Source organism: Saccharibacillus sp. O23 (assembly GCF_002205895.1).
Taxonomy (GTDB): Bacteria; Bacillota; Bacilli; order Paenibacillales; family Paenibacillaceae; genus Saccharibacillus.
Genome location: NZ_NJDE01000003.1, coordinates 306,050 through 328,147 on the forward strand (window position 1 = coordinate 306,050; position 22,098 = coordinate 328,147).

Annotated in this window: 11 protein-coding genes; 3 read left to right on the forward strand and 8 right to left on the reverse strand. The window is 57.2% G+C overall.

What is annotated here, in order from left to right; all coding sequences use genetic code 11:
- Window positions 1-25 precede the first annotated feature (25 nt).
- From CDO73_RS05390 to CDO73_RS05415, 6 genes are read right to left on the reverse strand one after another with little or no spacing between them, the layout of a single operon-like run.
- Window positions 26-1,297, reverse strand: a complete 1,272-nt coding sequence (locus CDO73_RS05390) for a VWA domain-containing protein (protein ID WP_088487473.1) — start codon at window positions 1,295-1,297, stop codon at window positions 26-28.
- A gap of 1 nt (window position 1,298) precedes the next feature.
- A complete protein-coding gene (locus CDO73_RS05395; RefSeq protein ID WP_088487474.1) occupies window positions 1,299-3,743 on the reverse strand; it encodes a DUF5682 family protein in 2,445 nt (814 codons plus the stop codon).
- On the reverse strand, window positions 3,740-4,843 hold the full coding sequence (locus CDO73_RS05400) for an AAA family ATPase (protein ID WP_088487475.1): 1,104 nt from the start codon (window positions 4,841-4,843) through the stop codon (window positions 3,740-3,742). Before CDO73_RS05400 ends, CDO73_RS05395 begins: the two co-directional genes overlap by 4 nt.
- Before the next feature lie 49 nt (window positions 4,844-4,892).
- Window positions 4,893-6,737, reverse strand: coding sequence for a HEAT repeat domain-containing protein (locus CDO73_RS05405; RefSeq protein ID WP_088487476.1), 1,845 nt, complete (start codon window positions 6,735-6,737; stop codon window positions 4,893-4,895).
- Window positions 6,738-6,779: 42 nt separating this feature from the next.
- A complete protein-coding gene (locus CDO73_RS05410) occupies window positions 6,780-8,618 on the reverse strand; it encodes a hypothetical protein (protein WP_088487477.1) in 1,839 nt (612 codons plus the stop codon).
- A 13-nt stretch (window positions 8,619-8,631) separates the two neighbouring features.
- Window positions 8,632-10,071 carry an SWIM zinc finger family protein gene (locus tag CDO73_RS05415; protein WP_088487478.1) on the reverse strand — a complete coding sequence of 480 codons (1,440 nt, stop codon included), beginning with the start codon at window positions 10,069-10,071 and terminating at the stop codon, window positions 8,632-8,634.
- Window positions 10,072-10,559: 488 nt separating this feature from the next.
- Here CDO73_RS05415 and CDO73_RS05425 point away from each other — a divergent pair, with 488 nt between their 5' ends.
- Window positions 10,560-11,933: a DNA-binding protein gene (locus CDO73_RS05425; RefSeq protein ID WP_088487480.1), complete on the forward strand. Its 1,374-nt coding sequence runs from the start codon at window positions 10,560-10,562 to the stop codon at window positions 11,931-11,933.
- Window positions 11,934-12,225: 292 nt separating this feature from the next.
- Window positions 12,226-13,563 (forward strand): DNA-binding protein, encoded by a 1,338-nt coding sequence (locus tag CDO73_RS05430; RefSeq protein WP_088487481.1) that lies wholly within the window; start codon window positions 12,226-12,228, stop codon window positions 13,561-13,563.
- A gap of 63 nt (window positions 13,564-13,626) precedes the next feature.
- Here CDO73_RS05430 and CDO73_RS05435 read toward each other — a convergent pair whose 3' ends face one another.
- Complete coding sequence (locus tag CDO73_RS05435) at window positions 13,627-15,963, reverse strand: carbohydrate-binding domain-containing protein (protein WP_088487482.1); 2,337 nt, start codon at window positions 15,961-15,963, stop codon at window positions 13,627-13,629.
- Between the two features lie 360 nt (window positions 15,964-16,323).
- Here CDO73_RS05435 and CDO73_RS05440 point away from each other — a divergent pair, with 360 nt between their 5' ends.
- A complete protein-coding gene (locus tag CDO73_RS05440; protein ID WP_088487483.1) occupies window positions 16,324-21,432 on the forward strand; it encodes an S-layer homology domain-containing protein in 5,109 nt (1,702 codons plus the stop codon).
- A 165-nt stretch (window positions 21,433-21,597) separates the two neighbouring features.
- Here CDO73_RS05440 and CDO73_RS05445 read toward each other — a convergent pair whose 3' ends face one another.
- A complete protein-coding gene (locus CDO73_RS05445) occupies window positions 21,598-21,975 on the reverse strand; it encodes a nuclear transport factor 2 family protein (RefSeq protein ID WP_256972573.1) in 378 nt (125 codons plus the stop codon).
- Between the last annotated feature and the right edge of the window lie 123 nt (window positions 21,976-22,098).

Genomic DNA, 22,098 nt, shown 5'->3' on the forward strand with positions numbered 1-22,098 from the left:
CCGCAATCTTCGATTCGACGTCCGATCAGCTTTTGTCCGTCGTCAGCTTCTTCGCCAATGCGCTCATATCCTGTCCTTGCAGCGCGCCGGCTACGAGTTCCGGCAGCATGCCCGGCGTGCAGGCGAAGCAAGGCGTGCCGTCTCTCGCCAGTTGGCGCGCCAGACGTTCGTCGTAGAACGGCTTGCCGCCGTCCGACAGCGCGAGCAGGCACAGCGTCCGCACCCCGGATTCGCGCATCTCGCGCATCCGGCGCACCAGAGCCGACTGATTGCCGCCTTCGTACAGGTCGGTGATCATGATGAACAGCGTTTTCTTCGGATCTTCGATAAAATTCTCGCAGTACGCGACCGACTTGTTGATATCGGTCCCGCCTCCCAGCTGAATCCCGAACAGCATATCGACCGGATCGTTCGCGCATTTCTCGGTCAAGTCGACCACTTCCGTGTCGAATACGACGACCCGCGTATCGAGCGCGGGCATGCTCGCGAAGATCGAACCCGTTACGGATGCCCAGATTACCGAATCCGCCATCGAGCCGCTCTGGTCGATGTCCAGAATGACCGTCCATTCTTTGCTGCGACGAGCGCGGTCGAAATAGTAGAACCGCTCGGGAATCAGAATCTTCCGCTCGGTATCGTAATGCTTGAGATTGCGCTGAATGGTCCGTTTCCAATCGAGACCGCTAAGCGAAGGCAGCGGCGTATGCTGACGCCTGTTCAGCGCGCCCGTCACGGCCCGCTGCATGTCTTCTTTCATGCGCGCCATCAGTTCGTCGACCACGGCTTTGACCAACAGACGAGCGGTATCTTTGGTTTTCTCCGGAATCTTGCCTTTGAGCGCCATAAGCGTACCGACCATCTGAATATCCGGCTTCACCGAAGACAGCAGTTCCGGTTCGAACAGCAGCTGCTTCCAGCCTCGCCGTTCGATCGCGTCGTTCTGAATGATCGAGACGACGTCTTCGGCGAACAGATTGCGCACGTCGCCGAGCCAGCGGGACAGATTGACCGAACCTCGTCCGCCGCCCGCGCCCCGTCCGCCGCCGCTGCTGCCGGAACTCCGTCCCGAACCGCCGGCGGAGGCGGTTTGACCGCCGTCCGTATCGTCGTAGATCGCCGCCAGCGCCGCATCCATGATCGCTTCCTCGTCGGTCAAGCGCAGACCGTTCGGCCCGTTCATGCTTTCGAGCTGCTTTTCGGCGGCTTCGCCCAAGATCAAGCGCCAGCGGGACACGGAATGGGGCTGCCGTTTGCTGTCCGACGTCTCGTTGCTGCTATTATCGAATGTATGGTCCATATCAAAAGTCTCCAAAGTCGAAATCGTTCAATTCGTCCAGCATCTTGTCTTCTTCCTCCTTCAGATCCCCGGTCAGGATCTCCGCGGCTTGCTCCGCGTTCACGCCCCACAGTTCGCCCATCGTCTCGGCGATCATCGTTTTCTCGTGCGCGGAGAACGAGCTGAACGCGCGGCGCAGGAACACCAGCGCGCGTTTGAATTCGTCGTCGTCCAGCGAATTGATGTATTCGTTAAGCTGCGACCACAAGCTCATCCGAGACAGCAGCGCATAACGGTTGCGCATGGACAGTCCTTCGAACCAACCCGCTCCGAGATCCGACGGGATGCCGGGAGACAACCGCCGCGACACTTCGGCGGCGCATTGTTCGGCGCTCATTTCGCCGCGCTCCAGAAGCAGGGCGCAGGCGAAGCCCGACAGCTTCGGATTGCGGTCGTCGCGTTCGGACAGCTCGCTCAGTTCGCGCGACCAGAGCGCCGTGTCCACGGCATCGTCGTGTTCTTGGGCGATCTTGTTGAGATCGCTCATCGCGGCGATCATGCCGTAAGCCGCTTCGTCGTTGCAGTTCGCGGCATCGGACAGATACAGGCTGCCGCGGAAGAACAGCTGCTCGAGCAGCGGCACGAGCGGCGACGTATCGGCGCGGCGGATATCGCCGTAAGCGACGATGCCCGAGAGCTTCTCCGCGGCTCTGGCGATCTGCGCCACGTCGCGGCTGTCCGCCGCCAGACCTTGCAGGACGCGGCGGCCGTCTTCCATCTGCGTGATCAGGCCGCAGCGGACCGCGATGCCGATCAGCTCGGACGCTGCCGCGATCGACGTGCAGGCTTCGAGTTTCTCGCGCAGCTTGTACGCGCAGGCCACTTCGATCGTCTCGCCGAGCAGCGTCGATTCCACCACGCGGATCTCGGCTTCCGGGGTCCATTGAATGATCCAATCTTCCGCCCAGATCGCCCGGTCCGCGCCGGCCGGCTTGGAGCGGACGAACGGAATCTCGAGCAGTTCCAACCGATGGAACAAGAACGAGCGGTTCAGATCCAAGTAAGCGGCTTCCGGCGACGAGACGCGCCGGTTCTCCCGCAGATCGAGCGACAGATCGGCCGCGACGGCCGTTTTGTATTTCGTCAGCTTGAGCCGCTTCAACTCGCGGTTCAAGTCGTCCTGCAGCGGCGTCTGGCTCACGCCTTCGGCCAAGCTGCCGATCTCGGTTCCCACGTCCACCCTCGCCAGCGCTTCGGCCACGACCGACAGTTCGCCGCGACCGAGCAGCGTCTGCGCCGCGTCACGCAGTTCCAGCAGCGTAGGCGCGCTGCCGCCGTGCAGCGACGCCAATCCGTCGGCCAGACGCACCGCTTCGATGACTTCGGCGGTCGAACGATGCGTACCGGCGGCGCGCAGCGTCCGCGCCGCCGTCGAGAGGTACAGCCGGGGCAGATCTTCCGGACGCCCCTGCTCCATCAGCTCCCACATCATCTGGTAATAATGCGGAGCGTTATTGCCCGCGCCGTATCCCGACAAGCTGGACAGCCGGTAATAGGAATACGGCATCAGCGTCAGCTTCGAACCGCGGGAAGGCATCGCCGCATACTCCGCGTCGGTCATCGCGCCTTCCGCCGGATGTTCCAGCGCCGCCGCGTGGTAAGCGCCGCAGACGACCACGATCTTCGCCGGATCGTGCCCCGCTTCGATCGCTTTCAGAATCTGCCGCCGCATATAGGCTTCGCGCACATGGTTGTACGCGTGTTCTTCCGGCTGCTGCTCGCGTTCGCGCGCCTCGCCCAATTCACGCATCTCGGCCGAGAATGCCAGAATCGAGTCCCGGTACGCGTCCGGGTTGGCGTTATGTTCGTAATGACGTTCCCAATACGTCTCGTAATCGTGTTCGTCCGCCAATTCGGCGATCCGATCGTAGATCGAGCGGCTTGGACCGCCGCCTTCCAGCTCCTCGGCTCCTTCCGGTTCGGCCGCCGAAGGTTCCTCCGAAGGCGGCAGTCCGCCCGGCAGCGAATCCGCCGCTTCGCCGGCGAGGCCGGTATCGGCCTCCGGCGTTTCCGAGTCCGGCATCTCGCGCCGGACGCCGCGTTCTTCCAAGCCGCGCCGCCGCAGATCTTGCAGCGCCAGCGCCGCGCCCGACGGCAGGTCGATCAATTCGCAGAGCGCACCGTTCTTTTTTGCCCAGCGCATCGCCTGAAGTTCCGGCGAATAGACCGCGAACGGCCAGAGCGCCGTCCGCACCGGCATCTCGTCGGTAAAAGCCAGCACCGCGACCGGCGGCACGGTCGACGGATCGACCAGATCGCCGATGCGCGGCGTCGCGTCGGAAGGTCCTTCGATCAACACAGCCGTCGGCCGCACGCGGTTCAGATAGTCGATCAGGTGGCGGGCACCGCCGGGGGAGAGGTGCCGGACGCCGAAGACGGAGACTTTGACGTCCGCCGCCGTCTTCACTCGTTCATCTCCCTGCACGCCTGATACAGTCCGCGCCACTCCGATCCCCGTTTCTTCATGACGTTATCCAGATATTCTTTCCAGACGAGCTTGTCTTTGTCGTCGTCTTTGACGATCGCGCCTTGAAGCCCGGCGGCCAGGTCCGCATCCGTCATCTCGCCGCTGCCGAAGCTCGCGGCCAACGCCATGCTGTTGGTCAGAAGCGAGATCGCTTCGGCCGTCGAGATCACGCCGGCCGGCGATTTGAGCTTCTCTTTGCGATCCAGCGTCATGCCGCTGCGCAGCTCGCGGAAGATCGTGACCACTTTGAGCAGCGCCTCGTCCGCGGGCGGCGAAGCTTGAAGCTGATAAGACGCGGCGATCTCGCCGACCCGCTTCTTGACGATCGACAGCTCCGTCTCGAGGTCCGACGGCGCGGGCAGCACGATGATGTTGAAGCGCCGCTTGAGGGCGGCCGACATCTCGTTGACGCCGCGGTCGCGCGTGTTCGCCGTCGCGATGATCGAGAAGCCTTTGCGCGCGCTCGTCTCGCTGCCCAGTTCCGGCACGGACACCGTCTTCTCCGACAGAATGGAGATCAGCGCATCCTGGACTTCGGACGCGCAGCGCGAGATTTCTTCGAAACGGGCGACGCTGCCGCTTTCCATCGCCCGCATGATCGGGCTGCGCACCAGCGCTTCCGGCGTCGGGCCGTTCGCGAGCAGCATCGCGTAGTTCCACGAATAACGAACCTGTTCTTCGCTGGTTCCCGCCGTGCCCTGCACGACCAGCCCCGAATTGCCGCTGACCGCGGCGGACAAGTTCTCCGACAGCCAAGATTTGGCCGTGCCCGGCTCGCCGATCAGCAGCAGCGCGCGGTCGGTGACCAACGTAGCGATCGCCATCTCGACCAGACGACGGTTGCCGATGTATTTGGGCGTGATGTCCAGTTTGCCGGCTTTGCCGCCCGTGATATAGGTCAGCACCGCGCGCGGCGACATCTGCCAGCCCGGCGGAACCGCTCCTTTGTCTTCTTTCTTCAACGCTTCGATCTCCTGTTGGTACAAGTGCTCGGCGGGCAGGCGCATCGTGTCCTGCGCCGCGTTTTTCGCTGCGGCCATCGATCATTCTCCTCTCGGTTGCTATAAGATTTTCAAGTCCTGCAACGGCTTAAGACGGCATCGAAGCCGCTCGGCGGCGAAGCGTCCCGACCACTTCGTTCATCGTTTCTTTGATGCCCTCGTATTGCGCATTGGCGGCCAGCGGTTCCAGCCGGTCGGCAGCCTCGGAGGCAAAGCGGTCCGGAATCTGAAGCATGCGCTCCACTTCGTTCGGATAGAGGTTATAGATCTTATTCCATTCTTTTTGCTCCATCCAGCGCATGAGCAGTTCGTATTTGGTTTTGTCGTCGTAGCCGCCCGCGTCGAGCGCCATGAAAATATAATGTTCGTAGTATTTGTTGCTCGATTTCTCGACCCAATCCTGCAAAAATTTCAACAGTCTCGTATTGCCCGGCGCGGCCAACGCGGCGACCAACTGAATATCCCGGCGGTCGATCAGCCAATCGAGCCAACGAGGGTCCCAATCGCGTTCGATGACGTCCTGCGGCAGACGCTGACGCACATACCCTTCGTAGACGAACACTTCCTCGCGCAGCGATTCGATCAATTTATCCTGCTTCGCCTTTGTTTTTTTGGAGATCGCGTTAAGCAGGCGTCCCCGGCCGGAGCCGGCGTAACGCTCGTACAGCTCGGCAGGCGAGAGGCGAAGCTTCGCGGCATGGAACGCGTAATGCAGGAAGTTCGGATCCTGTTCTTCCAGCAGATAGAGCGCTTCGAGCGCTTCGTCCGTATCGATATTCTGCAGGTAACGGGCGGCTTGGCCCATTATGCGAGTCCGCTCCGCATAATCCAATCGGCCGAGCGACGGATAATCCGCTTCTTTGACGACGAGATCAAGGAACAAACGGCCCAATTCGGGATGCTCCGCATGACGGAAAGCGATCGTGAACGGTTCCAACTCTTTCCACAGCTTGTCCTTGCTCTTGCGGTCTTCTTCGCCGGTAAACTCGTGACGCAGCCGCTCTTCGTAGAGCGGAATCAACCGTTCCAGCATCTCGGCCGAAGGCGCGGCTCCGACCGCTTCCGCCGCCGGAACGGAATCTTTGCCGACGAACGCTTCGTATACCCGATCGCGTGCCGCTTCGGTATTGCGTACCGCAAGCGCCGCAAGCGCGCCTTCGCGCACCGGCTTCTTCTTGTCGAGCGACCATTCGATCAGCTTGTCTTCGAATTCCGGATGATTGCCGAGGCAGGCGATCGCCGCCGCGCGCACTTTGTCCGCGCCTTCTTCGGCCGCTCGGACCAACAGTTCGAGCGAACGTTCGTCATCGGCTTCGACGCCGAGCCGCCGCACGACTTCGAGCCGGCGTTCTTCTTCGCGTCCGCCTTGAATGTTCAGGCCTTCCAGCAGATAAGGCACGATGGCCGATCCGTAAGAAGGCAGGATCTCGCGCGCCGCATAATCGGCGAGTTCCGAATAAGTATCTCCCAGCGCTTTTACGGCAAAAGGGAACAATCGCAGATCTTTGAACAAACCTTCTTGATGCGCCGACGTGACGATCTCGTAACGTCCGCCGCCCGACGTCGACAGCGCGTTCTGTACCTCGGCCAGTTGACGGTAAGAACGGTAGGTCGTCAAGCCGCTCGGTCCGCCGACCGCCGCCTGCTCTTCCGACGCTTCGCTCCGCGCCGCCGTCGCGCCTTGCGTGGACAGCACCGAATTCAGCAGCAGGGACACGTCCTGAAGACGCGAGGCTCGCGCTTCGGCATCCGAAGGACCGCTTAGAGCCGCGATCCCTTCAGACAATCTCTTGAAAACGGGCGCGCGCTCGCCGAGCTGTTCCAGCTTCGGCTCCAATTTTTTCAATCGGAAATCGTCCGCCGCCAGATCGCTGCCCGCGATGTACAGCCGGCGCAGTTCGCCCTGCAATTCTTGCAGCAACATCGTACTCATCTTCGCCACTCCTCTCGTTCGTTCGCTTCTCGCCTGTTTGATCTATTCGTTCGTCCGATCGCCCTCGTCGGCCGATCGACGGGCGCGAAGCGCGTCGACGACCTCTTGAAGCGTTTTTTTCTTATAAGAAATCGAGATGCCTTCGATCAGCGCTTCCAAGCGCCGAATCGTCTCGTCCATCCGTTCTGCCGGAACTCGTTTGAGAAGATCCAACTCTCTATAGACCATGGCGGGATCGCCGTTCCAGTTCCTCGCTTCGACCAACCGCATGAACAGCTCGTAGCGGGTATCTTCGTCGAACAGACCGGCTTCGAGCATGTCCAGAAAATAACGAATCTCGTCCCGAGATCCTGCCCGTCCGATTCGGCGAACCGCCTGCTCCAGATAAGGAACCAGCCTGTCGTTGCCCGGTCTGGCAAGACCGATCACGAGCTGCGCATGATCCTGATCGATCGCCCAATCCAGCCAGCGCGGGTCCCATCCCACCTCGATCTCGGCCTGAGGAAGCCTGCGTGGAGTCACCGTTCCCGGATACAGTTCGTTGCGCAGAACAAGGATCACCACGCTCTGAAGCGCGCTGCTCAATCTGGAACTGTCGCCGTTCGTGCCCATGTAACGCTCGTACACTTCGCTCGGCGTCAGCAGCCCTCGGGCCATCGGGATCGCCTGTTGAAGCAGCAGAGGATGCGTGAAAGCCAATCGTTCGACCAACTCGAGCGCTTCGAACGTGCCGAGCTGCCTTAGATAATAAGCGGCGTTTCGCAAAAAACTGCCGCGTTCGCGTTCGTTCAACGCTTGTATCGAAGGATAGGCAGCCGGATTGAGCGCCAAATCCGTATACAAACGCTCCAGAGCCGGATGCCTGACTTTCTCCAGCGCGATCAGCAGCGGCTGCAGATCCTCGGCCGACAACGATCCGTTCTCCGTACCGTTTCGAAGCCTTTCTTCGAATAACCAAGCCAGCGTCTCCGCCATGCCCGGCGACAACAATCCGGCCAGCGCTTCGGCGGCCAGCGGCGCGTCGGGACCGGATATCGCTTCGTACAGACGCTCGCGCGAAGCTTCCGAATCGAGCACCGTCAATGCCGCATAAGCGCTTTTGCGCACCGGTTTCTTTTTGTCGCGCGACCACTCGAGCAGCTTCTCTTCCTGCGACGGATCGGCTCCCAGGCACACGATCGCCGCGACGCGGATCTTGTCCGAGCCTTTTTCCGCCGCCCGAATGATTTTTTCCAGAGAAATCCGATCTTCCGGCCCGATGCCGACGCGCTGCACGACCTGAAGCTTGCGCTCTTCTTCGCGGCCGCCTTGAATATCCAATCCGTCCAGCAGCAGCGCCGAGATGCCCGGGCCGTAATCCGGCAGAATCCGCTCCGCGGCCAGATCGGAGATCTCGCTGTACGGATCGCCCAATGCGCGAAGCGCCAGAGGCAGCGATCGCAGATCGCGGAACAATCCGTTTTTGTAAGCGGATCGTACCGTTTCGTAGCGCCCGCTTCCCGAAGCGTATAACGCTTGGCGCAGTTCTGCCAGTTCTCTCGAAGAACGGTCGGTCGCAAGTCCCGGCAGGCGGCTCTCCGCTCTCGCCGAGACCGGCGTTTCGCCGACGTTCCCGACTTCCGTATTGCCCTGCGTCGACAGCACCGAGTTCAGCAGCAGCGACACGTCTTGAAGCGCGGCCGCCCGCTCTTCCGGCCGAGCCGGTCCGGCCAACGCCGCGACGCCTTCGGCCAGACGCTTGAACACCGGCGCGCGTTCGCCGCGTTCGCGCAACTCCGGTTCCAGCCTTTCCAACCGGTAATCGTCGGCGGCCAGATCGCTGCCCGCGATATAGAGCCGTCGCAGCTCGCTCTGCAATTGTTCCAAGATCGGTAGGCTCATCGGCTTTACCCCGTCAATACAGCAGACGCGTGATTTCGTTTCCGCGAATCAGCGTCAGCGGTTGGGCGACCAGACGTCCCGTATCCATCCGATGTTCGAACATCGCCAGCACGCAGCAGTCTTCGAGCAGTTCGGGAGCGACCAGCGGCAGCAGCGGAGTGGTCCGCTGCGGCAGACGGTAGACGTCGCCCAGTTCCAGCGTAGCGCCGGAAGGATCGATCAACGCGTACGTGCCGTCTTCCGTCCGAGCGATGCGCGAAGCTTTCAGCAGGGCGACCGGCGCACGATCGGCGAGCGGGTCTTTGAGCTGGTTCTTGACCGCTTTGACCGCATCCGCGATCGAAGCCGAGGCCGCGCCGATCGCCGCTTCGCGATCCGCGTCCGTCACTTCCCGCGGCAGCATGCCTTCGAAACGCACGCGCGCGTTCAACCCGCCGGGATAACGGTACAGTTCGCCGATCTGCGCCACGCTGAAGAAACTATCTTCTTCTTTCATGTATTTGACCGCTTTGAACGGACGGTACTGCACCGTGCGGTGAACGCGGTCGCTGCCCAGTTCCAACCAGAACCCGGTATCGACGAACTCTTTGCGCGCCTCGTCCTGATAGCAGTAGAACGCGAGCTGCAGCAATTGCACGTTTTCGCTGACGCGGCCCGCTTCTTTCAGTTCGGCGAGCTGCCAGGCATGACCCAACCATTCTTCGATCGTGGACTCGGTATCCGGTTTGAGTTCCGGATCTTCTTCCTTGCTCCGCAAGTAAGAACGTCCTTTCTTGATAAAAGCGTTGAGCAGCGTAAGCTGTTCGGACGCGTATGTATAACCGGTCTCTCGATCTTCCTGCCCGAGCAGCAGCGCCAGCCTGCGCAGTTCGTTCTCCGCGCCCGTCAGATAGCTGCTGCCCAGACGCTTGGCATGTTCGTTCAGCGTCTTGACGGTTCGCGCGTCCACGGTTCCGAGTCCCCCGCGCACCAGCGACAGCACCAGTTTCTCCAGTTCGTCCAGCGCTTCGAGCTGCTGCGCGATCTTCTTTTTGAGCGCGGCTTTGTTGACTTTCTTCGGCTTCGCCGGCGGCAGTTCCCCGCTCTCGCGTTTGGATTTGTTTTCTTCGCGTTTCTCGGCTTTTTCCCGCTTCGAGGCGATGTCTTCCGGAACGGTCGCCTGCTCGAAGGTCAATCCGTCGGCGTAAGCGTACATCAGGCCCAGAGCGTGCTTGCACGGGAACTGCCGGCTCGGACAGCTGCAGCGGGCTACCGGATTCTCGGGCGTAACGAAATCGACGGAACAGACATAATTGGATTTACCGCTGCCCAGACATTCGCCGAACAGCAGGTTGCCTTCCTCGGATACGTTGAGCTTCACGAATTTGTTCTTCTTGACCAGATCGCGACCGTTCTTGGCCGCAGCCGCGTTAGGAGCGAGCGAATCGATATGGGATGCAGTCAATTGCAGCAAATCAAGCGCCTCCTCGTTATAAGTTGTTAATATTATACTGGAAGTACGGACGAATCTCACGCGAGCGGAACTTCCCTCGTCTGGAAAGCCATGGATACGAACAAATAGGAACTTATGTTCTGTTTTTCTTGTAAAAAAATATACCATGCTTTCGCGGACGTTTCAAATTCGCATGGTCCTCTTTTTTCATTAGGCTTTAGACCTACGCCTTTTCCGGTATCCATCGGTTGATTTCCATACCAAAGAATCTTATATTTGAATATTACTAACTCTTCCGATCGTTTATGCATAATCGGCTTGATTCGAAGGGATCGCCGACCGCTCGGAAAGCCGATTTCCATTTGGAAATTCCTTTACCTACGCGGTTTTCACTATCTGTATATACATCCAATCAGACTGTAAAAAATACAATTGACCATCGTTCTGTAAAGAGTTATATTGTAAATTAATTGTAACAACAGGATTAAATTATAGGACGAGGTGTGCATATGGAAACTGGGAATGCGCTGCGTTCGGAAATCGAAAAAGGCATTGCCAATTTGGGCCTTAACTTCTCCGGATTCAGCGAACTGTCCGGCATCAATCGTGGAATTTTCAGCGCCATCCTGAACAGCAATCCCCCCAAGCCGATCTCTTTGCACCAGCTTGAACTGATCGGCAAAGCGCTCGGGCAGCCGGAAGGCTGGATGTTCGAGTCGTATATCGACGAATGCTTCTTCGACGGCAAGCCGAACCGCCGCCGCGTCGAACCGTTCCTGATCCGCTGCGCGGAACTGGGCAAAAAGGACTGCATCGACCAAGTGCTGTCTCGCCTGCTCGACGACCTGAAACACGTCGCGACCATTTTCGAGATCGGCGAATCGTTGTATCTGTCGGGCAAAGTCCAAGAATCCCTGCCGTTCTACGAATGCGTCATCCAGAACGACCGTTACAATCATTCGGAGAAATTGGCGATCAGCCATTACCGCGTCTTCCGCGCTTCGATCTGCGAAGATCACGAGATCAACCTGCGCGCGGCGATCCGATTCGAGAGCTACTGCGAGAAGCTGCCGGACTATCATCGGTTGGACGGGTTGATGAATTTGATCGATGTGTATTTCTCGCTGGATAAGTGGGAAGAGGCGGAGCGATACGCGCGGGAGTTAAGAATGTTCTCGGAAGTGGTTTATCAGATGGAACAAGCCCGAATGAAGCAAGTCGGTTATGAGCCTATTCCCACGGAAAAACCTCTGGTTGTTTATTATGGGTACAGTTTTTTATCGATGGAAAACGTGATGTTTCATTATGAACAATACGATGAGGCCCGAAATTACTTATCGGGTTACGAAGATTTAAGCCATTTTAAAATTCTGGACGAGCAAGGTCTTAAACAAGTAAAGCGATTTTCTAAGTTCGCCAAGCAAAATCGCATGTATATCGACCTTCACATTGGCAATCGAGAACAAGCATTGGATCAATGTAAAGAGTTTCTTAAAGAACATCCCGAAGTATCATTTATGACCATCCTAAATTTGATCAGTGCAGCTAATAGCTATAATTTGGATATAGCAACACTTATAGAAACATACTCCGAACAAGTAGAGAACTATATAAAAGAAGAAACTCATGATCGAAAAAAAATGATAAAATCAAAATTTTATATTGATATGCATTATGAAAAAGCAATCTATTACTTAAAAAGAGGTCAACACAATAATTCCATAATTTCTGTATTGAAGGCCTTGAATATTGCAGTTAAAATAAAAAGTGCTGATCGGTTTATGCACCTAGTTCCTTTGTTTGAAATCTTACGATCGTATGCTTCAGAGAACCAAGTAAACCAATACACTGATTTGATGAAGGGAGAACTAAAGTTCTTATGAAAAAAGTCTTTGCTAAATTAATTGTTCCAATGTGTGTTGCAGTGGTAGTACTATTATCTGTGAATAGTGTCACAGTAAATACCTCCACGCCGAACGAGCCTACCGATGCTAGCCTTGCAGTTGCTGTACCTGAGATCATATTTTACATCAATGGTGGGCCGGACGGGATTGGACAATTCTAAATGTACGATTATAAAAGAGCGAAGCGGTCTTTTGATTTCAAAATCCGTTTCGCTTTTTTATTTTGATATCAGGAAATCCGCTCCTGTCAAAAGGTAAAGGAGGAGATAGCTTGGTCAGTACAAACGTACTACGTCTCAAAATTAAAGAAGAAATATTAAGATCAAACAACAATTTCGCCGAATTCAGCCGACGATCCGGTGTTAATCGGGGAGTATTCAGCTTGATCCTCAACCCTTCATCGCCTAAGCCCATCTCGTTAAATCAATTGGAGACGATCGGAAAAGCATTGAATAAAGAGAGCGGTTGGCTTTTTGAACTTTATGTCGAAGAATGTTTTTTTAACGGCAAACCTAACCGCCGACGCGTTGAGCCTTTTTTGATCCGTTGTGCGGAATTGGGAAAGCCTGATTGTATCAATCAGGTCCTTATCCGTTTAAAAGAAGATTCCAAATATGTAGATATGGTTTTTGATGTTGCTGAAAAGCTCTATTTAGACGGTAAGATTATGCAGTCTGTTTGCTTTTATGAATTCGTTGTACATAATGTTGAAAATATTCGTTCAGAAACGTTATCGATAAGTCATTATAGGCTTTTTACAGCATCAATTAGCCAAGAGCAAGAAAAGAACCTAAGTGCGATGATTCGTTTTGAACCGCATTGTGATACTTTGCCTATTCACTACCAACTGGCTGCTCTGATGAAATTAATCGATCTTTATTTCTCTTTTAACGAATATACACAGACTGAACGTTGCGCGAAAAAGCTGTTCCTGCTCTCTGATGAAGTTTATTACCATATTCTGCAGCAACGACGTCAAGGCAAAAAAGCCAATCTTCCTCCATTGGAAAAACCTTTGGTCGTCTACTATGGTTATAGCCTATTAGCTATGAGCAATTTGATGTTGACTTACCGTAAGTTTGCGGAAGGCTATGGCTACTTGGCTATCTATGAGGACTTAAGTTGGTTTGAAGAAATGGATGAGGAAGCAAAAATTCAAGTAGACCGATTTTCTAGCTTTGCTCAAATGAATCGGAACAACTTTGAGTTAATTCAAGGGAATGAAATGGCTGTCGAAGAATGCATCAACATCATAGAAGAACATCCCGGAGAAACTCTAGTAATTTTGATGAACCTTCTCGAAGCTTCTAAATTACATGGATTTGTGGTAGCGCCTTATGCAGATGCTTTTTTTAAAAGACTTGAGGATCGGAGCTTAGATGCTGTTATTTCTCATAACGAATGGATTAGAAATAGATTTTATTTAGACTTTTTTTACGAGCAATCTCTTTATTACATTCGGAATAATAACTACAACAAAGCTATAGAAGCAGTAAAAAGAGCTGTTCAAATAGCTGATGAAGTCAACAGTCTTGATAATCGGAAAGTATACCAACTGTTATACGACCTAATGGATCGACAATTAACGCTCACTTCCCCAGACAAATAAAAGACCAAACAACCGCCTTACGCGCCGTTGTTTGGTCTTTTTCTCAATAATTCAACTCCCCGCTTACCGTCTCCCGCCCATCCCGCTGTTCGCCGTCGTAATCCCCGACTCGTTTACCCAAGTCGTGATACTGCCGGAGATCGTGAAGGTCACGATGTCGCTGCCGCCGGCAGAGACGGTGTACGTGCCGCCGTCGGTTAGATCGGCCGAGCTGACGACGACCGTACGGAATTCTTTGGCAGGGGTCACGGTGGCGATCGTCTTGCCGCTGCTGTCTTTCACGTCGACCTGCGTACCGGCCGCCTGCGTATCGGTGAAGGTCATCGCGATCGAGCGCTGGGACGACGTATCGCTCGGCGCTTGAGCCATGCCCGCGCTGCCGGCCACGATCAGGCTGCCGCCGCTGATTACGAACGTTCCGTCGTAATCCAGCGAGCCGTTGCCGTCGTTCGTCGGTCCGTACACGGTCACCGTGCCGCCGGTCATCGTGATCGAACCGTTGGCATCGAGACCGTCGCCGTCGGCGTTGACTACCAGCGTTCCGCCATTGATCGTCAACTGCGCGCTGCCTGCCGTCATTCCGCCTCCGCCGAAGCCTCCTCCGCCCATACCGCGCGCGGTATCGGTCGACGTATCGCCGTTCACCGAGGTCGTAGCGCTTGCGGTCGTTACGCTTGCGCTGCTATCCGCCGAAGCGGAAGCGGTCACGACCTTCGCCGAGGAAACGGAAGCCGAAGCCGCCGTCGTATCCGAGTTTCCTTCAGCCGCTGCCGATTCCGTGCTCGTCGTACTCGCCGTCGCGGTCGAAGCTTCGGACGCGTTGACGCCGTCATCGCTGGATACGACATTGATGTCGCCGCCGTCGATCGTAATATTCTGAGCTTCCAGGCCTTCGTAGCTGGCTTGGATGTCGATCTTGCCGTCCGTGATCGTCAGCGCCGTCTCGCCGTGCAGCGCGTCGTCGCCGGTCGAGATTTGCAGATCGCCGCCCGTCACTTCGGTCGAACCGTTGCTGTGCAGCGCGTCATCCGCCGAGTCGATCGCGAAAGTGCCTCCGTTGATCGTCAGGATCGTGCCGGCTTTGATGCCTTTCATGCTGTCCGTTTCGCCGGTCGAGCTATCCGCTGCCGAGCCGGCATTCGTCGCCGAAGCGGAAGTGTTGTTCGGCATAGCCGGAGGCGTTCCTCCGTCCGTCGGCTGCTCGCCGTCAGGCAGTGCGGGAGGTCCGTCGGTCGTTCCGTCCGCATTCGTCGTGCTGGAAGCGGCTCCGCTCGAATCCACGGATGGCCCTTGTCCGGTTCCGGGATCGCCGTTTCCGCCCGGACCGCGCATTCCGCCGCTCGGACGTTGACCGCCGAAGCTGCCTCCGCCGCCGAAGCCTCCGCCGCCGAAGCCTCCGCCCATTTCCTCCGTATGTTCCGGCCCGTTCGTGTGTCCGCCGCCCGTCACGATGTTAAACGTCCCGCCGTCCGCGACCACGTTCGTTTCGCCTTGAATCCCGTCATTTCCCGCGGTGATCTCGAACGTTCCGTCTTTGATCGCTACGAATCCTTTGTCCGCATCCGTATCGTTGGTCGACTTGATCCCGTCGCCCGCCGCGTCGATCGTGATCTTGCCGTCTTCGATATACACGCGGTCTTTGCCGACGATGCCGTCGTCCGCCGCTTTGATATCGATCGTGCCGCTGACGATGTCGAGAGCGTCTTTGCTCGCGATGCCGTCTTTGTAGTTGGCCGTCACGGTCAGGCTGCCGGTTCCGTTGATGACCAGATCAGCTTTGCTGAAAATAGCCGCGCTCGGCTCTTCGTCTTCGTTCAGCGTGTAAGAAGATCCGTCGGTGACGGTGTTAGCCGTCCCTTCGGCGAGCGTCAGGATCACTTTCTCGGCGGACTTGACGTAGATCGGAGCGCTGTCGTTGTCTTTCAGATCGACTCCGTTCAAGACGAGATGCACCGAATCCGCGTCCGCCGTGTCCACGATGATCTGCCCGTCGGTCAACGATCCGCTGAGCACGTAAGTTCCGGCCGCCGTGATCGTCACCGATCCGCCGGAAGCGGTCGCGCCGGCGCCTTCTACGGAAGCGCTCGTTCCGGCTAACGTAATCGCGGTAGCGTCCTGCTCGTTCCACGCCGCATTGCGATCCTCTTCGTCCAATGTGACCAGACTTGCTGCGGTAACGCCGCTCAAGCTTGCCGAAGCGGTCTGTACCGAAGAGGAAGCGCTCGTCTGCACTCCGGCTGCTGCCGCTGTCGTCGCAGTCGCGGCTGCCGCGCTGTCGCTCTCCGTGGCGGCCGAGGAGCAGGCGGACATCGTCAGTACCGCGCCGAGGAAAAGGATCAACCCCGCACGCTTTTTCGCTTGGAACTTTTTGGCTTTTTCGATCTTCGTCGCGTTCTTCATCTATAATCGTTCCTCTCTAATCTGAAATATGATTGAATTCGGAGCATGTCCGTCTTGTCGTCTGAAGCGCTGCGTTGTTCTTGTCCTTATCTTAAAGGCGCAAGCTTTAGCGAATCTTAAAGTTTCGGACATGCAGAAAAAACCGGAGCAGACCAAGCTTCCGGCCGATTTTGATCCCTTTTCGCGCAAAGGAATCTTGATTCTCGTCCGTTCGAGAATTTAGAAACGTTTCGAGTCGAAAAACTCTTGAAATGAGGCGATTTGAAGGATTGTTCCTGCTATTTTGCGATGCTATAATGAACCAAATTTCAGAATTTAAAATTTTTTACAGTTTTATAAATAGAGATCGGGAGGGATTGGATGATTAAGAAGTTGGCAAGTCTGGTATTGGTATTCGCTTTATTGGCGGGATTGATGCCGATGCTTACGGTACCTGCTCGTGCGGCCGGACCTGATTTTACGCAAACGGGCCAATTTACGCTTCGGCCGGCCTCGACGTCGGGTGACGGATTTTACGGTGCGCAGACCCTGCCTAACGGCCATATTGCGGCAATCGTCGGACAACCCGGCACGTATACGCTCAAGATTTTCGATGCCTCGGGAACTATCCTTCAAACCATCCCCTTAAACAATCTGATGCAAACCCGCTATGACCAAACCCAGATTAAGATCACGGCGCTCGACAGCGGAAACATTCTGATTCAGTACAACAAAGCCAGTACCGGCGCGGTTTCCACAGGCCCTGCAGCGGAAGGTACGCCTAATGCCTACTTTTTGATCGTGGACGAATCCGGACAGACGATCTTGCCGCAAACTCAAATCAATTCTTTTAGCGCAAGTTCGCCCCAACTCACGCGGAACGTCTCGACGGTAGAACTGTCTAACGGAAATCTTGCGTTTTCGTGGCAGCGCAATGACAATGTCACCTTGGTTACTCGTATATTCCAAACAGACGGATCGCCGATCACCAATGAAACGGTACTGGTGTCGGATGCGGCGAGCAACTCGCTTGCTGCGGCAGGAAACGGAATTTATATGGTGTTGTACGATTCCGGAGCTGCTACCAACTCTCTTTATTTCAAAGTCTTCAATAACTACGGAACCTTCGTTACGCAGAAAAGTCTAGGAAACGGAAGAGATACGCGGTTATCGCTGATGGCTCTGACAGACGGCAACTTCCTCCTCGGAACCGCTCCTCTCTCCACCCAAAAAAGCAGCATGGCGATCTACGACGGAAGCGGAGATTTGCAGAAAACTTTTACCGTTAACGGATATTTGGGCAATGGCGGAGCGGCCGTCTACAAAAACGCCGACAATCCCGGGTTCGTCACGTTAAGTCTGGATGCGGATGCCGAAAAAGCGATCAATGACGCTTACAATGCAGGAGCGGAATTCACAGGCCCGCGAAAAGTTTATCTCGATTATTACGATAACTACGGCACCTTAGTCTCCACTTCGGCCCAGTCGGTCGATTCCGGATCGGTCATATTGAAAGACTACGATAAGGATTTGCAAGAATATAACACGATATACTCCCCCGTATTTTCTTTTTTTGAAGGTTACCAAGGCAGTATCGGGCTGATCAAGATCGACTATCAGGAAAGCGGCGCCTATTCGATCACGGGCAAAACGTTCGACAGCGCAAGTTCGACGGCTGTCACGCTGCAATCGGCTGCGGCTGACGGCGCGGCCGGAACGACGACTTCGACGAAGATCGACTTGACGTTCGACGTTTCGGTTACGGGCTTGACCGCTTCGGATATCACGTTGACGGACGGCACGGGCGCAGCGGTCAAAGGCGCATTAACCGGCTCCGGCACTTCGTGGTCGATCGCGCTCAGTTCGGTTACGGCGGAGGGGGATATTTCCGTAGCAGTGAATGCGCCGAACGGCTATACGATCAGCGGATCGCCGAAAACGGTAGCCGTATACAAAGCGCCTTCGGCTTCCCCGGAGACCACTCCGACCGCGACGATCGACTACGCGGCGGAGAAGCTGACGGGACTCATCCCGGGCGCTTCCTATACCGTTAACAGTGCCAACGCGACGGCCGATGCTTCCGGCAATTTAAGCATCGACCCGGCTTGGCTCGGCACGACGCTCTCGATCGTCAAAGTCGGCAACGGCTCGACTACGACCGATAGCAGCGCTCAATCGCTGGCGATTCCGTCCCGTCCGGCCGCTCCGACCGGCGTCGGCAAGACGGATGAAACGTCGCCGAACGGCAATAACGGCTCGATCACCGGCGTGACTTCTTCGATGGAATACAAGCTCGGCAGCGATAATTCGTGGACGGCGATCTCCGGAACCACGGTGACCGGATTGGCTCCCGGTTCATACGACGTTCGGACCCAAGCCACGAATGCCGCTTTCGCTTCCGTCGCCACCTCGGTCACGATCGGCGCGTTCGCGGCTTCGCCGGAGAGCACTCCGACCGCGACGATCGACTACGCGGCCGAGAAGCTGACGGGACTTGTCCCGGGCGCTTCCTATACCGTTAACAATGCCAACGCGACGGCCGATGCTTCCGGCAACCTGAGCATCGATTCGGCTTGGCTCGGCACGACGCTCTCGATCGTCAAAGTCGGCAACGGCTCGACCACGACCGACAGCAGCGCCCAATCGCTGGCGATTCCGTCCCGTCCGGTCGCTCCGACCGGCGTCGGCAAGACGGACGAAACGTCGCCAAACGGCAATAACGGCTCGATCACCGGCGTAACGTCTTCGATGGAATACAAGCTCGGCAGCGATAATTCGTGGACCGCGATCTCCGGAACCACGGTGACCGGATTGGCTCCCGGTTCGTACGACGTTCGGACCCAAGCCACGAATGCCGCTTTCGCTTCCGCCGCGACCTCGGTCACGATCGGCGCGTTCTCGGCTTCGCCGGAGACGACTCCGACCGCGACGATCGACTACGCGGTCGAGAAGCTGACGGGACTTGTCCCGGGCGCTTCCTATACCGTTAACAATGCCAACGCGACGGCCGATGCTTCCGGCAACCTGAGCATCGATTCGGCTTGGCTCGGCACGACGCTCTCGATCGTCAAAGTCGGCAACGGCTCGACCACGACCGATAGCAGCGCCCAATCGCTGGTCATTCCTTCCCGTCCGGCCGCTCCGAGCACGATCGGCAAGACCGACGAGACCGCAGCGGGCGCGAACGACGGCACGCTGACCGGCGTCGATTCTTCGATGGAATACAAACAAGGTGCCGACGGCGCTTGGACGGACGGAACCGGCGTCACGATCGGGAACCTTCAACCGGGCACGTATTATGTTCGCGTCAAAGCGACCGCTTCTTCGTTCGCTTCGCCGGAAACGTCGGCGACGATCGGCGCGTTCTCGGCTTCCCCGGAACTCACGCCGACGGCGGCGATCGATTACGCGGCCGAGAAGCTGACCGGGTTGACGCCGGCCGCGGCCTATAAGATCAACAACCAGAGCGTAACGGCGGACGCAAGCGGCAATATCGCCATCGAAGAAGCTTGGCTCGGCACCACGCTCTCGATCGTCAAAGTCGGCAACGGCTCGGCGACGACGGACAGCAATCCGCAATCGCTGATTCTGCCGGCTCGCCCTGCGGCGCCGACCGGCGTCGGCAAGACCGACGAGACGTCGGCAGGCGCGAACGACGGAACATTGACCGGCGTGACGGCGGCTATGGAATACCGCCAAGGACCGAGCGGATCTTGGCTCGCCGGCGACGGCGCGACGATCTCCGGATTGGCTCCGGGCACGTACAATGTCCGCGTCAGAGCGCTGCCGAATGCGTTCGCTTCCGCTCCGGCGACGCTGACCATTCAGGCGGCGAACCCCGGCACGCCGGCCGGCGGACTGACCGTCACGGCGACCGACCCTAGCGGAAGCGCCAACGACGGCAAGACGCGGCTCGCGGTAACGCCGACGCCGAGCGCGGGCCATACGCTAGTGTATATCGTGTTCGCGAACGGACAAATCTCGACGCCGAACGTCGGCGATACGCCGATCGGCTATACGGCGCTTCCGAGCGACGGTCTGGCGACGGCGCCCGACGGCAGCGTCGTCGGCGTGGTCGAACTCGACGCGCAGGGCAAAATCGTGCATTTCGGAACCGCGACCGCGATCGCGAAGAACGAACCGCCTGCATCCGGCAATAATCCGGGAACAGGCAGCAATACTCCGACGACGGGCGGAACGACTGCTCCGACAACCGGAACCCCGAGTCCTTCGACATCCGGTTCGGTCATCGTGTTGGTTAACGGCAAAGAAGAGAACGCCGGCACTTCCGTCACGACGACCAGCGGAGGCGTGACGACGACGGCGATCACGGTCGATCCGGCCAAGATTCAGGAGCGCCTGAACGCCGAAGGCCGCGGAGCGATCGTGACCATACCGGTCGCGCTCGACTCGAACGTGATCGTAGGCAAGCTGAACGGGCAGATCGTCAAGAACATGGAGAATCAAGACGCTACGCTGGTTCTTCGCACCAACAAAGCGTCCTATACGCTTCCTGCCGCGCAGATCGACGTCGATTCGTTAGCGCAGACGCTGGGCAGCGGCGCGAATCTGCAAGGCATCGAACTGCAAGTCTCGATCGGCGATCCGAGCGCGGCGATGGCGCGGACGGTCAACGATTCGGCCGCCGCGCGGAATCTGACGCCGTTGACCGCTCCGCTGGACTTTACCGTAACGGCCACGTATAACGGCAAGACCGCCGAAGTCAGCAATTTCGACGCGTATGTCAAACGTTCCGTGGCGCTGCCTGCCGGGATCGATCCTTCGCGGATCACGACGGGCATCGTCGTCGATCCGGACGGCACGGTTCGCCACGTTCCGACCCAGATTACCCTAATCGACGGCGTCTACTACGCCGAGATCCACAGCTTGACCAACAGCGCCTACTCGGTGGTCTGGCATCCGTTGACCTTCGCGGACGTCGCGAACCATTGGGCCGAAGACGCAGTCAACGACATGGGTTCGCGTCTGGTGATTAACGGAATCAGCGATACCCGGTTCGATCCGAACGCGGACATCACGCGGGCGGAATTCGCGGCGATTATCGTTCGCGGCTTGGGCCTCAAGCTGGGCAGCGGCGATACCGGATTCTCGGATATCGGCTCGGAGGCTTGGTATGCCGGCGCGGTGAAGACCGCTTCCGCTTACGGGCTCATTACCGGATTCGAAGACGGCACGTTCCGTCCGGATGCCGAGATCACCCGCGAACAGGCGACGAATATCGTCGCCAAAGCGATGAAATTGACCGGGCTGCAAGCTCGAATCGGAGCCGCCGATGCCGGCGTGCTGAACCGCTTCGCCGATGCCGATCAAGCGGGCGCTTGGGCGAAAGAAAACATGGCGCTCGCCGTCAAAGCCGGCCTGGTCACGGGCCGCGACGGCGGCAAGCTCGAAGCCAAAGCCCAAGTCACGCGCGCCGAAGTGGCCGTGCTGATTCGACGCCTGCTTCAGAATTCCGATCTGATCGACTGAAAAACTCAGCAGCTTGCGCGGCAAAAGGCAAGACCATCCTGAGCATGTATCGTTTCCTGCACGCAAAAACCGCTCGTTTCCTAAGGGAAACGAGCGGTTTTTCTGATTTTCCGTATCTTCGAAACCGGCCGATCCGCTTGAACGTTTGCCGATCCGATTCGCTTCTTATTTGTAAGCGGCGAACGCCGTTTTGTCCGTCGGCACGTTCTCCAGATACACGATCCTGCCTGCTTCGTTCAATCGCGCGATATCCACGCCGGTCTGGGCGTAGACATGCCCGGCCGAACTCTGGCCGCATACCGCCCAATTGGCTCGATAACCGCCGTCCGATTGAAGCTCCCAACGGTCCCACATATGTTTGACGTCGCGATTGTTCGCGTAGAACGCGCGCACGAAATCTTCGAATCCGGTTCGGCGGCTTCCGTTCAAAACGATCTCCGCATCCTCTGCGAACAGCGACAACAAGTCGTTCATCGCCCGCTCGTCGGTTCTCGCCTCGTCGAACAAACGGAAATACGTATTTAATGCAGTCAAATTCTCCATGTCGGTTCCTCCCGAAGCACATCGGCTTACTTATCATTTCGATTTTTTTCGAACTGTAGAGGACTATATCACGGATTTGCGGCCAGACGCAATCTTCAGTTCGATTTTTTTCGAAGTTTGATA